Source organism: Vibrio quintilis (assembly GCF_024529975.1).
GTDB classification, from domain to species: domain Bacteria; phylum Pseudomonadota; class Gammaproteobacteria; order Enterobacterales; family Vibrionaceae; genus Vibrio; species Vibrio quintilis.
In genome coordinates this window covers 2742639-2757282 of sequence record NZ_AP024897.1, presented here as the reverse complement: position 1 = coordinate 2757282, position 14644 = coordinate 2742639, and the positions used below count along the sequence as shown (strand labels likewise).

Annotated in this window: 8 protein-coding genes; all 8 read left to right on the top strand. The window is 45.2% G+C overall.

Features of this window, described 5'->3' with window-relative positions:
• The first annotated feature begins 405 nt into the window (after positions 1–405).
• The 8 genes from glnS (at position 406) to purF (ending at position 14553) form a co-directional block, all read left to right on the top strand.
• On the top strand, positions 406–2076 hold the full coding sequence (glnS, locus tag OC443_RS12610) for a glutamine--tRNA ligase (protein ID WP_073585416.1): 1671 nt from the start codon (positions 406–408) through the stop codon (positions 2074–2076).
• Positions 2077–2301: 225 nt separating this feature from the next.
• The gene (locus OC443_RS12605; RefSeq protein ID WP_262021678.1) at positions 2302–8667 is read left to right on the top strand and encodes a FimV/HubP family polar landmark protein; all 6366 of its coding nucleotides are present in this window, start codon (positions 2302–2304) and stop codon (positions 8665–8667) included.
• A 64-nt stretch (positions 8668–8731) separates the two neighbouring features.
• Positions 8732–9526: a tRNA pseudouridine(38-40) synthase TruA gene (truA, locus tag OC443_RS12600; RefSeq protein ID WP_073585671.1), complete on the top strand. Its 795-nt coding sequence runs from the start codon at positions 8732–8734 to the stop codon at positions 9524–9526.
• A gap of 142 nt (positions 9527–9668) precedes the next feature.
• On the top strand, positions 9669–10589 hold the full coding sequence (gene accD / locus OC443_RS12595) for an acetyl-CoA carboxylase, carboxyltransferase subunit beta (protein ID WP_073585670.1): 921 nt from the start codon (positions 9669–9671) through the stop codon (positions 10587–10589).
• 31 nt (positions 10590–10620) lie between these two features.
• On the top strand, positions 10621–11892 hold the full coding sequence (folC, locus tag OC443_RS12590) for a bifunctional tetrahydrofolate synthase/dihydrofolate synthase (protein WP_073585669.1): 1272 nt from the start codon (positions 10621–10623) through the stop codon (positions 11890–11892).
• Positions 11893–11894: 2 nt separating this feature from the next.
• Positions 11895–12446 carry an SPOR domain-containing protein gene (locus OC443_RS12585; protein ID WP_073585668.1) on the top strand — a complete coding sequence of 184 codons (552 nt, stop codon included), beginning with the start codon at positions 11895–11897 and terminating at the stop codon, positions 12444–12446.
• 62 nt (positions 12447–12508) lie between these two features.
• Positions 12509–13000 carry a CvpA family protein gene (locus OC443_RS12580; RefSeq protein ID WP_073585667.1) on the top strand — a complete coding sequence of 164 codons (492 nt, stop codon included), beginning with the start codon at positions 12509–12511 and terminating at the stop codon, positions 12998–13000.
• A 38-nt stretch (positions 13001–13038) separates the two neighbouring features.
• Positions 13039–14553 carry an amidophosphoribosyltransferase gene (purF, locus tag OC443_RS12575; protein WP_073585666.1) on the top strand — a complete coding sequence of 505 codons (1515 nt, stop codon included), beginning with the start codon at positions 13039–13041 and terminating at the stop codon, positions 14551–14553.
• The last annotated feature ends 91 nt before the right edge of the window (positions 14554–14644 follow it).

The window sequence follows — 14644 nt, the reverse complement described above, 5'->3', positions numbered from 1 at the left end:
AGCTATTCAGCCATAAAGAACAGCTTTGGATTCATCAGCCGGAGGCGGTCATGCGAAAGAAGGCTAAACAAAACTGTGCTGGTTGTATCTTTATGTGATACATGTCGGTAATATACTGCTCTGCTGGCAAAAATAAAGCGATCAATGTGCCCGTGACATGTAGCTGTGGTGCTGGTCACTAATTATCTGGAAATTCTGATTTAATTCGTTTTATGACGTTTTTGTTTTGATAAAATGATCGACTGCATGAAATATTCGCAAGAAATAGAGACTTTGTATTGTTTCTTTTATGAGAATTGTGGATGATTAACGTCTGCACGTAAGGATTATGATTGGGCTTGCTGTATTTTTGACCAGCAAGACAAGGCATTAAGAATACTAAATAATTTTGTTGAGGTGTTATAGATGAGTGAAGCTGAGGCTCGTCCATCGAATTTTATCCGCCAAATCATTGAAAAAGATTTAGCTGAAGGAAAACATACCAGTGTACAGACTCGATTTCCCCCGGAACCAAATGGTTATCTTCACATCGGGCACGCGAAGTCAATTTGTCTGAATTTTGGTGTCGCTCAGGATTATCAGGGACAATGTAATCTGCGTTTTGATGACACGAATCCGGAAAAAGAAGATCTTGAGTATGTTGATTCAATAAAAACTGATGTTCAGTGGCTGGGTTTTCAGTGGGCTGGAGATGTGCATTACTCTTCTGACTATTTTGATAAATTATACGGTTATGCCGTTGAATTAATAGAAAAAGGTTTGGCTTATGTTGAAGAGCTGACGCCAGATCAGATTCGTGAATACCGGGGAACGTTGACGCAACCCGGTAAGGATAGCCCATACCGTGATCGCAGTGTAGAGGAAAACCTTGCCCTGTTCGAGAAAATGCGCAGTGGTGGATTTCAAGAAGGTGAAGCTTGTCTGCGTGCTAAAATTGATATGGCTTCCTCCTTTATGGTGCTACGTGACCCTGTATTGTATCGGGTTCGTTTTGCCCATCATCATCAGACAGAGGATAAGTGGTGTATTTATCCAATGTATGACTTTACTCACTGTATTTCGGATGCTCTGGAAGGGATTACACATTCTTTGTGTACCCTGGAGTTTCAGGATAACCGCCGCTTGTACGATTGGGTTTTAGATAATATCAGCATACCGTGTCACCCGCGGCAATATGAATTCAGCCGTTTGAATCTTGAATATACGGTCATGTCGAAGCGGAAACTGAATCAACTGGTGACAGAGAAGTTAGTGGAAGGGTGGAATGACCCGCGTATGCCGACGATTTCAGGGCTGCGTCGCAGAGGATTCACTGCTGCCTCAATTCGGGAATTTTGTAAGAGAATCGGCGTCACGAAGCAAGAAAACATGATCGAGTTCGGTTCTCTGGAATCATGTATTCGTGATGATTTGAATGAAAATGCACCAAGAGCGATGGCTGTGATTGATCCAGTCAAAATTGTGATTGAAAATTTTGATGCATCTCAGGTGGAAACCCTGAATCTGGCAAATCATCCCAATAAACCTGAAATGGGGACCCGTGAAGTCGCATTTACCCGTGAAATATGGATAGAACGGGAAGATTTTCGTGAGGAAGCGAATAAAAAATATAAGCGTCTGGTTCTTGGAAAAGAAGTGCGTCTCAGAGGTGCTTATGTGATTAAAGCTGAGCGGATTGAGAAAGATGAAGAGGGTCAGATAACAACGATATATTGCTCCTATGATCCTGATACACTGGGTAAAAATCCTGCTGATGGCCGGAAGGTCAAAGGCGTGATTCACTGGGTGTCTGTGGATAAAGGTTTACCTGCAGAAATCAGATTATATGACCGGTTGTTTTCTATACCGAATCCGGCTGCTTCTGATGATTTTCTCAGTACGATCAATCCGGAATCCTTGGTACGCAAAAATGGTTTTGTTGAAGCCAGCCTTGCTTCTGTGAAACCTGAAATTGGTTATCAGTTTGAGCGTATGGGCTATTTTTGTGCAGATAATCAGGACTTTTCTTCGGATGCTTTAGTCTTCAATCGAACTGTTGGACTGCGGGATACGTGGGCTAAAATCGAAGCGTCTTAGCAAGTTAGAGTAAAAAGCCAGCAAAATGCTGGCTTTTTTATACACTATATATCTGTAAGTGGTTGCATTTTGTATTGATATTTCACATAGAAATGTGTGAGGTTGAGGCAATTATTGTGGGCTAAACGTTTTTTTTACTTATCGCCTATAGTTTTGCTGGTGTAATCCGATATAGTTAACAGATTATTAAATTCATTATTACCTAAGCACGTAGCTGAGCTTTATATGCGTCAATTTTTTAGCCCTCTGTTGTTATCTGTGTTAATAACAGTTGTGACTCACATTTCTTTCGTTAGTGCAGAGAGTATTCGTCTGGTTGGACCTACAGGCGAAGTTCGTTCTTCACCACAACTTAGTGGTATCGTCAGATCTGATGTTCCATCTGGATCAGTCACTGGCGAGCCTTCATCTCTCTATGGCCCGACTTCTGAAAAGGAAACTCTTTGGTCTATTGCTTCAAAGCTCAGACCATCTAATCAGGTAACGGTTCAACAAACATTACTTGCAATCTATCAGCTGAACCCTCAGTCATTTGAATTGCAGAACATTCATAGCTTAATCCCTGGCAGCATGCTCCGGGTTCCCTCGCTTGCTCAGGTGAGCCGGGTAACCAAAGATGAAGCAATGAGAGTGATGCAGGAACATCAGCGTCGTCTTGCCAGCGTTGGGCCATCCAAATCTGGTCAGGTGAAAACCACGACGGTTTCTGCTGAGCCATCCAGACTTTCTTCAAAAATCAACATTCAACGGAAGCCGCAGGTACAAGAGTCCAAACCTGACGTAACTCCCGGAAAACAGACCACAGCTCCTCAGGAGGTCAGTAAGATTACTGAAGCTCCGGTGGTTGAAACATCGCCAGAAGAAAGGTTACCAGTTCTTTCTCTTTCGCCGCAATCTGAGCCGGTATCTTCTGATTCAGAGCTCCAGGCGTTAGAAGAAAAAAATCATCATTTAACCATGATGTTGTCTAAAGTTCAGTCGGAAGTCACTGGCCTCAAAAGTGAATTAGGCGACAAAGGTAAGATTCGTTCAGAGGTCGAAAAACTTCTTGCAATGGAACGAAAAAAGCGGGAAGACAAATTACGTCTGGAACCGACTCCACTTGATTTATTGCTTGCCAATGGCTGGCTGGTTGCTGCCCTGACGTTGATTCCTGGCGGCTTGATAGCATTTGCTTTGGCGATGTTCCTTGGTCGCCGTTCATCAGCAGTTGAGGAAGAATCCGGTGTACTCTCTCCTGTCACCACAGAGGCTGATGATGATGCTGTCAGTATTGGTGAAGCCAATATGGAAGACAGTGGAGAAGAGCTTGATGAGTTAATGCTGGATGATGATCTGTTTAGCACGGGGTCAGATAAAGAAGACGACGATGAGTCTGAAATTGATGAAAACGATGTTTTTGCTGAACTGGAAGATGTTGATCTTGATTTAGACGATGACAGCGAAGAAGACCTCTTCGCTGGTATTGATGATGATGGTGATTTAGTCGATACAGATTTGGATGATTTGTCTTCCGGAGCGAGTGATATCAGTGTCAATGGTGACGATAAAGCTGTTGGCCTCGAAGAGATGGAGAAAGCGCTGGACGACGCTTCATTATCTGAGGATTTGGATGATGATTTTGATTTATCCGATTCAGGTGATGCTATTTCTCAAAATGAAATCGAGACTTTGCTGGATGAAGACGGTCCTTCTGAAGACTTAGGTATGGATTCGGTTGATCAGGGAATGCTGGATGACTTGCTGTCCGACTCTGAGATGGATGACTTCCTGGATGATGAGATAACGCCGGCAGGTGGTGATGATCTTGATAGTGACTTAGATCTTTTACTCAATGAAGATTCTGATGATCAGGCAGCAATTGATTTTCTTGATGCTGAAGAAGATAGCGCAGAACTTCTGGATGAACTTCTGGAAGAAGAAGATGTTGTTGCCGATCTTTCTGAAGAGAGTACCGAACTGCTTGATGAGTTTATCGAAGAGAGCTCTGAATCTCCTCAGGAATTATCAGAACCAATGGACTGGGATAAAGAGCTTGATGAGCTCACCGGTGACGATATATCCGATGAAAATATAGATTTTTCCGGCTCAGATACATTAGATGAGTTGTTGGAAGAAAGTGAATACAGCCAGGATGTTGAAGAAGACAGCACTGATTTACTTGATGAATTCATTGATGCCGATGATGCATCAGCCGATGACGACATCGTTGATTTTGATATTTCAGACGATGATGAGATTGAAGAGTCACCGATTGATGATGGCACTGAACTATTCGATGAGTTGTTGGAGATTGAGCGTGAAACGGGTAGTCCTGATAACGATGAGGATGACTTTAACCGCGAAGGTTTTATCGATGATTTAATCAGTTCAGCACCAGATGCAGACCCATTATTGGATGAAGTTGATCTGGACGTTTCAGATGACACAGAATCAGATGAGACGCTGGCACAGCATGAAGAAGCTGCCGTTGAAAATGAATTTGGTATTCCACAAGATTCTGACTGGTTAATCGATGAAGAAACTGACGCATCTGTTGAAGAAGATGATGGCTTTGAGTTACCGGACTTTGATGAAGCAGAAGCTTTGGCTGAAGTTGAGGATCTATCGGATTTCCTTGGTGAGCCAGCCCATCCCGAAGTAGATATTGAACAGGAATCCACCCAGGCAAAGTCACATACAGCTAGTGATGATATTGATTTATCTGACTCTGATGAAGCAACGGACTCATTAGCTGGTGAATTAGAAAATGCAGGCCTGACGACAGAGTCAATAGCAGAAGAATTGCCTGAAGAGGAACCTGCTAAAGAGTCGGAAGCTGTTGAAAATGAAGAAGACTATCCTGGCGAACTGGACACATCCGACTTAGACGATTTCACCACTGAGTTAGCTGATGAATCCATCATTGAACCGGAGGCAGAGCAAGCCGGAGCCGAACTGGCAGAGCCAGTTGCTGCAGAAGAAAGTGACGAAGATCTGTTTGGTGAGCTTGATGAACTGGATACATCCGATTTAGACGATTTCACCACTGAGTTAGCTGATGAATCCATCATTGAACCGGAGGCAGAGCAAGCCGGAGCCGAACTGGCAGAGCCAGTTACTGCAGAAGAAAGTGACGAAGATCTGTTTGGTGAGCTTGATGAACTGGATACATCCGATTTAGACGATTTCACCACTGAGTTAGCTGATGAATCCATCATTGAACCGGAGGCAGAGCAAGCCGGAGCTGAACTGGCAGAGCCAGCTGCTGCAGAAGAAAGTGACGAAGATCTGTTTGGTGAGCTTGATGAACTGGATACATCCGGCTTAGGCGATTTCACCACTGAGTTAGCTGATGAATCCATCATTGAACCGGAGGCAGAGCAAGCCGGAGCCGAACTGGCAGAGCCAGTTGCTGCAGAAGAAAGTGACGAAGATCTGTTTGGTGAGCTTGATGAACTGGATACATCCGGCTTAGGCGATTTCACGACCGAGTTAGCTGATGAATCTGTCATTGAACCAGAGGCAGAGCAGGCCGGAGCTGAACTGACAGAGCCAGCTGCTGCAGAAGAAAGTGACGAAGATCTGTTTGGTGAGCTTGATGAACTGGACACATCCGACTTAGACGATTTCACCACTGAGTTAGCCGATGAATCCATCATTGAACCAGAGGCAGAGCAAGCCGGAGCTGAACTGGCAGAGCCAGCTGCTGCAGAAGAAAGTGACGAAGATCTGTTTGGTGAGCTTGATGAACTGGATACATCAGACTTAGGCGATTTCACCACTGAGTTAGCTGATGAATCTGTCATTGAACCAGAGGCAGAGCAGGCCGGAGCCGAACTGGCAGAGCCAGCTGCCGCAGAAGAAAGTGACGAAGATCTGTTTGGTGAGCTGGATGAACTGGATACATCCGACTTAGACGATTTCACCACTGAGTTAGCTGATGAATCTGTTATTGAACCGGAGGCAGAGCAGGCCGGAGCCGAACTGGCAGAGCCAGTTGCTGCAGAAGAAAGTGACGAAGATCTGTTTGGTGAGCTTGATGAACTGGATACATCCGGCTTAGACGATTTCACCACTGAGTTAGCTGATGAATCCATCATTGAACCGGAGGCAGAGCAGGCCGGAGCTGAACTGACAGAGCCAGCTGCTGCAGAAGAAAGTGACGAAGAGCTGTTTGGTGAGCTTGATGAACTGGATACATCCGATTTAGACGATTTCACCACTGAGTTAGCTGATGAATCCATCATTGAACCGGAGGCAGAGCAGGCCGGAGCTGAACTGACAGAGCCAGCTGCTGCAGAAGAAAGTGACGAAGAGCTGTTTGGTGAGCTTGATGAACTGGATACATCCGATTTAGACGATTTCACCACTGAGTTAGCTGATGAATCCATCATTGAACCGGAGGCAGAGCAGGCCGGAGCTGAACTGACAGAGCCAGCTGCTGCAGAAGAAAGTGACGAAGATCTGTTTGGTGAGCTTGATGAACTGGATACATCCGGCTTAGACGATTTCACCACTGAGTTAGCTGATGAATCTGTCATTGAACCAGAGGCAGAGCAGGCCGGAGCCGAACTGGCAGAGCCAGCTGCCACAGAAGAAAGTGACGAAGATCTGTTTGGTGAGCTGGACGATATAGATTTTGAAACACCTGATTCGTCAGATGACGACTTCCCGGCAGAAGTTGCCGAAGCGCCGGCAGTGGAAGCGGAAGCATCGGATGAGGATTTAGCCGGTGAAATTGCAGAGAGTGAAGCCGTCCTCTTCGATGAGCTGGACGATGTCGATTTTGAAACACCGGATGCTTCAGATGACGACTTCCCGGCAGAAGTTGCCGAAGCGCCGGCAGTGGAAGCGGAAGCATCGGATGAGGATTTAGCCGGTGAAATTGCAGAGAGTGAAGCCGCCCTCTTCGATGAGCTGGACGATGTCGATTTTGAAACACCGGAAGCGTCAGATGAAGACTTCCCGGCAGAAGTTGCCGAAGCCCCGGCAGTGGAAGCGGAACCATCGGATGAGGATATAACCGGTGAAATTGCAGAGAGTGAAGCCGCCCTCTTCGATGAGCTGGACGATGTCGATTTTGAAACACCGGATGCTTCAGATGACGACTTCCCGGCAGAAGTTGCCGAAGCGCCGGCAGTGGAAGCGGAAGCATCGGATGAGGATATAACCGGTGAAATTGCAGAGAGTGAAGCCGCCCTCTTCGATGAGCTGGACGATATAGATTTTGAAACACCTGATTCGTCAGATGACGACTTCCCGGCAGAAGTTGCCGAAGCGCCGGCAGTGGAAGCGGAACCATCGGATGAGGATATAACCGGTGAAATTGCAGAGAGTGAAGCCGCCCTCTTCGATGAGCTGGACGATATAGATTTTGAAACACCTGATTCGTCAGATGACGACTTCCCGGCAGAAGTTGCCGAAGCGCCGGCAGTGGAAGCGGAACCATCGGATGAGGATATAACCGGTGAAATTGCAGAGAGTGAAGCAGCCCTCTTCGATGAGCTGGACGATATAGATTTTGAAACACCTGATTCGTCAGATGACGACTTCCTGGCAGAAGTTGCCGAAGCGCCGGCAGTGGAAGCGGAACCATCGGATGAGGATTTAGTAGAAGCGCTGCAAGAGTCTGGCACTGATCTGGCTGAAGATGATGTCATTATTTCTGATGATGAGTTACCAGATTTTGGGGAAGAGGAAGCACTGGAAGCATTTTCGTCTCAGGATGAGGCTTCTGAACCTGTTGTTTCTGATGATTATTCATTTATTGATGATGTTGATTTACCTGAGTTTGATGAACAGGATGCATTGTCACTGTTGGCTGAAGATGATGAGCCAAAACTTTCAGCAGAAGAGAATAATCCACCTGAGGCTGATAATGAGTCAGATATGTTGTCTGTCTCTTCAGGGCAGACGGAAGCCTCCGACACTGAATTTCAATCCCAGGCTACAGTAGACATTGAAACTGTTGAACAAGAGATTCCGGCATCTGAGTTTGATGAAGAAACTTTGCACCAGTTACTCACTGAAGATGAAATGGGAGCTTCTGGTTCGTATGCATTTGATGCGAATATGGATGAAGACACGATGTTCAGTGCCGGCATGGATATTGACTCTATGCTGGATATGGGGGGAGAGGACTGGAAAGGGTTTAAACTTTCGCCAGAACAACAAGCATCTATATCTGAAGATGTTCCCGAAGATCAAAAAGATATCTGGAGAGATGACCTTCAGGTTCATGAACCTCAGGCAGATAAGGAAAACTGGGCTGTTCAGGATGATTTGGCTGAAAATGGTTCCGAAAAGCGGCACTTGTCAATTGATGAACTCATGGCTCAGGTTGATGCAGAGGGCGGAGAATTTGATGATGCTGACTTTAAACTTGATGTCGGACTAAATGAATTTCCTGATGTTATTGGTGAGGTCGAAAATATTGATGTTGACAATAATTCGGAAGCGGCGGGTAAGCTGGATTTAGCGAAAATATACATTGAAATGAATGATAATAAAGGTGCAATAAAACTGCTTGAGCAGGCTATCGTTGATGGAAATGATGATATTCGCCGGGCAGCGAAGCAGTTGATTGATGGGCTGAGTGATAAGCGCTAAGCGTTAGAAATTACGGAAGTATCGTATTATACTTCCGGGCCTGTTTATTATAGAGATATAGATGATGAGAATCGCTTTAGGTATCGAGTATGACGGGGCTCATTATTTTGGCTGGCAGCGACAACGGGAAGTGCAGAGCATTCAGGAAAAGCTGGAGCAGGCACTTTCTCAGGTTGCCAATCATCCGGTTGAAGTTCAATGTGCCGGCCGAACAGATGCCGGTGTTCACGGAACGGGGCAGGTTGTTCATTTTGACACGGATTCAAAGCGTAAGTCAGCTGCATGGACGATGGGAGTAAATGCGAATTTACCCAGGGATATTGCTGTGTCCTGGGCGGCTGAAGTTTCAGATGATTTTCATGCAAGGTTTTCTGCAACAGCAAGGCGTTATCGCTACATTATATATAACCATCATTTGCGACCGGGAATACTTGCCTCAGGCGTCAGTCATTATCACGGTGAACTTTGTACTGAGAAGATGCACCTTGCGGGACAATATCTGCTGGGTGAAAATAATTTTACATCTTTCCGGGCTGCACAGTGTCAGTCAAGAAGTCCGTGGCGAAATGTGATGCATCTGAGTGTCAGCCGTCACCAACGGTATGTTGTGATTGATATTAAAGCTAATGCTTTTGTTCATCATATGGTTAGAAATATTGCCGGTAGTTTAATTACTGTTGGGAAAGGTGAGCGGGAACCTGAGTGGATTCAGTGGTTGCTACAGGCTGAAGACCGGAAACTTGCTTCTGCAACAGCAAAGCCTGACGGATTGTACTTAGTTGAAGTTGATTATCCGGATGAGTATCATTTGCCTCAACAGCCTGTCGGGCCGTTGTTTTTATCTGATGAATTACAATAGTAGCCTTGTTCCAGCCATGTTCAGATAGGTACAACCAGTTTTTTATCTACATGGGAAGGTTTATGTGGTTTAATTCTTTGCGGTTTATTTTCGAATAAGTTTCTTTTGTACTACGACAAGAGAAAGAGGAAAAAGGTCTTCCATGAGTTGGCTCGAAAAGATTTTAGAAAAAAGTAACATTGTAAGCTCACGTAAAGCGTCTATTCCGGAAGGTGTCTGGACGAAGTGTACCTCGTGTGAACAGGTTCTTTATTACGCAGAGTTAGAACGGAATTTAGAAGTTTGTCCAAAATGTAATCATCATATGAGGATGAAGGCCCGGCGTCGTATTGAAACGTTTTTGGATGAAGAAAACCGGGTTGAAATTGCCGATGATTTAGAGCCTCAGGATAAGTTGAAGTTTAAAGACTCCAAACGTTATAAAGAGCGTCTCGCATCAGCACAAAAGAACAGCGGTGAAAAAGATGCACTGGTTGTGATGAAAGGTGAATTGCTTGGAATGCCTTTGGTTGCATGTGCGTTTGAGTTTTCTTTCATGGGTGGTTCGATGGGGTCAGTTGTTGGCGCCCGGTTTGTCAAAGCTGTTGAAGCTGCGATTGAAAATCAATGTGGTCTGGTTTGTTTTTCTGCAAGTGGCGGTGCCCGAATGCAGGAAGCATTAATGTCATTGATGCAGATGGCAAAAACAAGTGCCGCTTTAGAACGTTTATCTCAGAAAGGATTGCCGTTTATTTCAGTCATGACGGATCCAACAATGGGCGGTGTTTCAGCAAGTCTGGCAATGCTTGGGGATATTAATATTGGTGAACCCAAAGCCTTAATTGGTTTTGCCGGCCGCCGGGTTATTGAGCAGACTGTTCGTGAAGACCTGCCTGAAGGCTTTCAGCGTAGTGAGTTTTTGCTGGAACATGGTGCCATCGATATGATTGTTGATCGTCGTGAGATGCGTGACCGAATTGCAGGACTGATTGCTAAAATGACAAATGCGCCTGCTCAGCAGAAAGATGAATCTGTGCCTGAAGAACCAGCTTATTCAGTCCCTGAAGCCGAAAACGAAGAGTAAGTTGCTCTGAGAGTTGAGTGATTTTAGCCTCATGAATCAAAATTCTGTCCCACAAGCCACATCTTCGCTAGCGGTGTGGCTTGATTATTTATCTGGTATCCATTCTTCTTCAATTGATCTGGGCCTGGAACGCGTACAGGTTGTCGCCGGTCGTGCCGGTTTATTCAAGCCCGCTCCCTTAGTCATTACTGTTGCCGGTACAAATGGCAAAGGTTCTACATGTGCTTTGATCGAATCAATCCTTCTTGAAGCCGGTTACGACGTGGGTGTTTATAGCTCCCCACATCTGATTCGTTATACCGAACGGGTGAGAATCAATGGCGAAGAGTTATCTGCGGAAAGGTATTGTTATGCGTTTGACCTGATAGAAAAGCAGCGACAGGATGTGAGCTTAAGTTTTTTTGAGTTCGGCACCCTGGCTGCTTTGGTATTATTAAAAGAAGCCGGTCTGGATGTTGTCATTCTGGAAGTCGGTCTGGGCGGTCGCCTGGATGCAACCAATGTTGTCGATCATGATATTTCTGTAGTGACCAGCCTTGCCATTGATCATATCGATTGGCTTGGTGATGATCTTGAGAAAATCGGTTATGAGAAATCCGGTATTTTCCGGCCCGGAAGACCGGCAATTTGCGGTCAGTATCTGCCCCCGGCAAGTGTTGCAGGATATGCAGATGAAATCGGTGCAAAATTGTATCAGGCAGGTATTCAGTATGATCATGATGTTACTGATGATGTCTGGTGCTGGAAGAATGGCGCATTTGAGTTAGATCAGCTGCCTATACCTGGTTTACCTTTGCCGAATGCCGCAACTGCGCTGATGGCATTGCAATGCTCGGGGCTGGAAATTACCGATGTACAGGTTGTTGAAGGATTGAAAAAAGCAGCTTTACCCGGAAGAATGCAGGTCATACATCATTCTCCGTTGGTGATGCTGGATGTGGCTCATAACCCGCATTCTGCGGCTTATCTTGCGGAACAGATATCCCGGAACTATCCGGACCGGAATATTCATATCGTGATCGGTATGCTGCATGATAAAGATATTGCGGAAACCGTATCTGCATTCATTCCTGTTGCCGGTGATTGGTATCCGGCTTCACTGGAAGGGCCAAGAGCTGCATCAGCTGTTGAAATCAGGCAATATATACCGGAATCTTCTGCCTGCCAGACTTATTCATCGCCTACAGAAGCTTTTAAAGCTGCAATGACACATGTTTCTCAGGATGATGTCATACTTGTGGTTGGATCGTTTTTTACGGTTGGCGAGGTTTTGGATTATTGGCAAAAACGGGAGGAGTCGTAGAAATGGCAAGTCGGTTTCAAAGTCGTCTGGTCGGAACAATCATTCTGGTTGCTTTGGGCGTAATTATTCTTCCGGATATTTTAGACGGGCATAAAACACGTTATAAAGAAGATATTGCAAGTATTCCGCTTAAACCGGAAGTAGGTGAAGATTCCGGGCAATATGAAATATTATCTCCCGAACCAAGTAACGCTGAGCTTCCTGAGTCTCCGGTTGAAATAAAAGAAACAGTGGCTGAAGCTGAGGAGCCTGTGGCTGAAGTCACTGATGTTGTCAAGACTACACCCAAAGAAGTTCCGGAAGTGAATGAATATAAGGATAGCGGGTGGATTATTCAGCTGATGGCTCTGAAGAACAGCGAGAATGCGAAGAAACTGGTTGCTGATCTGCAAAAACGCGGCTACCTCGCTCACACAAAGTCCGAACATGGATATACCCGGGTAATCATTGGCCCTGATGTCTCGAAAGAAAAACTGGAGCAACAGATCATTGAGTTACAAAAAATAACGGGATCCAAAGGTCAATTGCTTAAATTTAAGCCACTAAATCCGTAAGAAAACGTTTGCGTCGCTATTTTTTCTGTTAAAATGCGCGCCATCTTAGAATGAGTGAACATATGAACTGGTTAGATATTGTCATTTTAAGTGTGATTGGCCTGTCGGCTTTCATTAGTTTAATCCGGGGATTTACTAAGGAAGCTTTATCGCTGGTGACCTGGTTAGGCGCTTTTTTCGTAGCAAGTCATTATTATCAGAAATTAGCTGTTTATTTTACCAGTATCCAGGATGAGATGATTCGCAGTGGTGCCGCAATTGCTGCGTTGTTTGTTGCAACGTTAATTGTCGGTGCAGTTGTGAATTATGTTGTTGCACAACTCGTACAGAAAACAGGCCTTTCCGGTACTGATCGTGTCCTCGGCGTCGTATTTGGCGGCTTCCGTGGTGTGTTGATTGTTGCCGCAGTATTGTTTTTTATGGATGCGTTTACCGCATTCCCTAGCGCTGAGTGGTGGAAAAATTCACAGTTAGTTCCGCAGTTTAGCTGGATTATCGTGCAATTTTTTGAGCACTTGCAGACATCATCAAGTTTTCTTTCCGGCACAGCTTAGAGCTGTGTCGGAAAATGTCGTAAATCGAGGATTAAGACATGTGTGGTATTGTTGGAATCGTTGGTAAAACGCCCGTAAATCAGTCTATTTATGATGCGTTGACCGTGTTACAACATCGTGGCCAGGATGCAGGTGGTATTTGTACCATAGATAGCAATCGTTTTCGTCTGAGGAAGGCGAATGGACTGGTTAAGGATGTGTTTGCTGCCAAGCATATGCAACGTCTTCAGGGAACTGTCGGAATCGGTCACGTCCGGTATCCGACTGCCGGTAGTTCCAGTGCTTCAGAGGCTCAGCCTTTTTATGTTAACTCTCCATTTGGTATTACGTTGGCACATAATGGTAATCTGACCAATGCGCAGGAGATCAGAGAAAAGTTATCTGACAAAGATCGCCGCCATATCAATACGACTTCGGATTCTGAAGTGCTCTTGAATGTGCTTGCCCATGAAATCGACACAGTCCGTGGCAATGTTAACGCCGATGATGTTTTCCGTGCGATTACCAATGTTCACCGAAGTGTCAAAGGTGCTTATGCTGTTGTTGCCATGATTATCGGGCATGGTTTGATAGCATTTCGTGATCCTCATGGTATCCGGCCTTTATGTCTGGGCAAACGGGATGTCAACGGATCAACAGAATATATGGTTGCATCTGAATCTGTTGCGCTTGATGCAGTCGGGTTTGATTTTATGCGTGATGTTGCACCTGGCGAGGCCATTTATGTGACTTTTGATGGTGAACTTCATACACATCAGTGTGCTGATAATCCTGCGTTAAACCCATGTATTTTTGAGTTTGTTTATTTTGCCCGTCCGGACTCTTTTATCGATAAAATCTCTGTTTACAGTGCCCGGGTAGAAATGGGTAAAAAGCTGGGTGAACGCATTAAGAATGATTATGCAGAACTCGATATTGATGTGGTGATTCCGATTCCTGAAACCTCGTGTGATATTGCGCTGCAAATAGCACAGGCAATTGATAAACCATACCGTCAGGGTTTTGTGAAGAACCGTTATGTCGGGCGTACCTTTATTATGCCAGGGCAACAGCAACGCCGTAAATCGGTCCGTCGTAAGCTCAATGCGATTCGTTCTGAATTTAAAGGTAAGAACGTTCTGTTGGTTGATGACTCGATTGTCCGGGGGACAACGTCTGAACAAATCATTGAAATGGCAAGGGATTCCGGAGCAAATAAAGTATACATGGTTTCAGCTGCGCCGGAGATTCGCTTCCCGAATGTTTATGGGATCGATATGCCAAGTGCAAATGAGCTGATTGCTCATGGCCGGGATACTGATGCAATTTGCCGGCAGATTGGTGCTGATCAGCTGATTTTCCAGACTATTGAAGATTTGGTTGATGCGGTCAAAACCGGAAATCCGGATATTCAGCAGTTTGAGACCTCGGTATTTAATGGTGAATATGTTGCCGGTGATATTGATCAGGCATATCTGGAGTATCTTGAATCTGTCCGGAATGATGATGCAAAATTACAGAAAGAGATTCAGCAGGAGCTGGCTAATCTGGAGTTGTACAACGAAGAAGGTTGATATCGTTTCATCAGCTGTTTAGGTATCGATTAAAAAGGCTTCCTCAGGGAAGCCTTTTTTGTGCCTGGAAACCAGCCCTGAACTCTGGTAC

Coding starts and splice junctions, on each gene's coding strand:
- truA (WP_073585671.1), top strand. CDS start 8,732: ATGAGAATCGCTTTAGGTATCGAGTATGACGGGGCTCATTATTTTGGC.
- OC443_RS12605 (WP_262021678.1), top strand. CDS start 2,302: ATGCGTCAATTTTTTAGCCCTCTGTTGTTATCTGTGTTAATAACAGTT.
- accD (WP_073585670.1), top strand. CDS start 9,669: ATGAGTTGGCTCGAAAAGATTTTAGAAAAAAGTAACATTGTAAGCTCA.
- folC (WP_073585669.1), top strand. CDS start 10,621: ATGAATCAAAATTCTGTCCCACAAGCCACATCTTCGCTAGCGGTGTGG.
- glnS (WP_073585416.1), top strand. CDS start 406: ATGAGTGAAGCTGAGGCTCGTCCATCGAATTTTATCCGCCAAATCATT.
- purF (WP_073585666.1), top strand. CDS start 13,039: ATGTGTGGTATTGTTGGAATCGTTGGTAAAACGCCCGTAAATCAGTCT.
- OC443_RS12580 (WP_073585667.1), top strand. CDS start 12,509: ATGAACTGGTTAGATATTGTCATTTTAAGTGTGATTGGCCTGTCGGCT.
- OC443_RS12585 (WP_073585668.1), top strand. CDS start 11,895: ATGGCAAGTCGGTTTCAAAGTCGTCTGGTCGGAACAATCATTCTGGTT.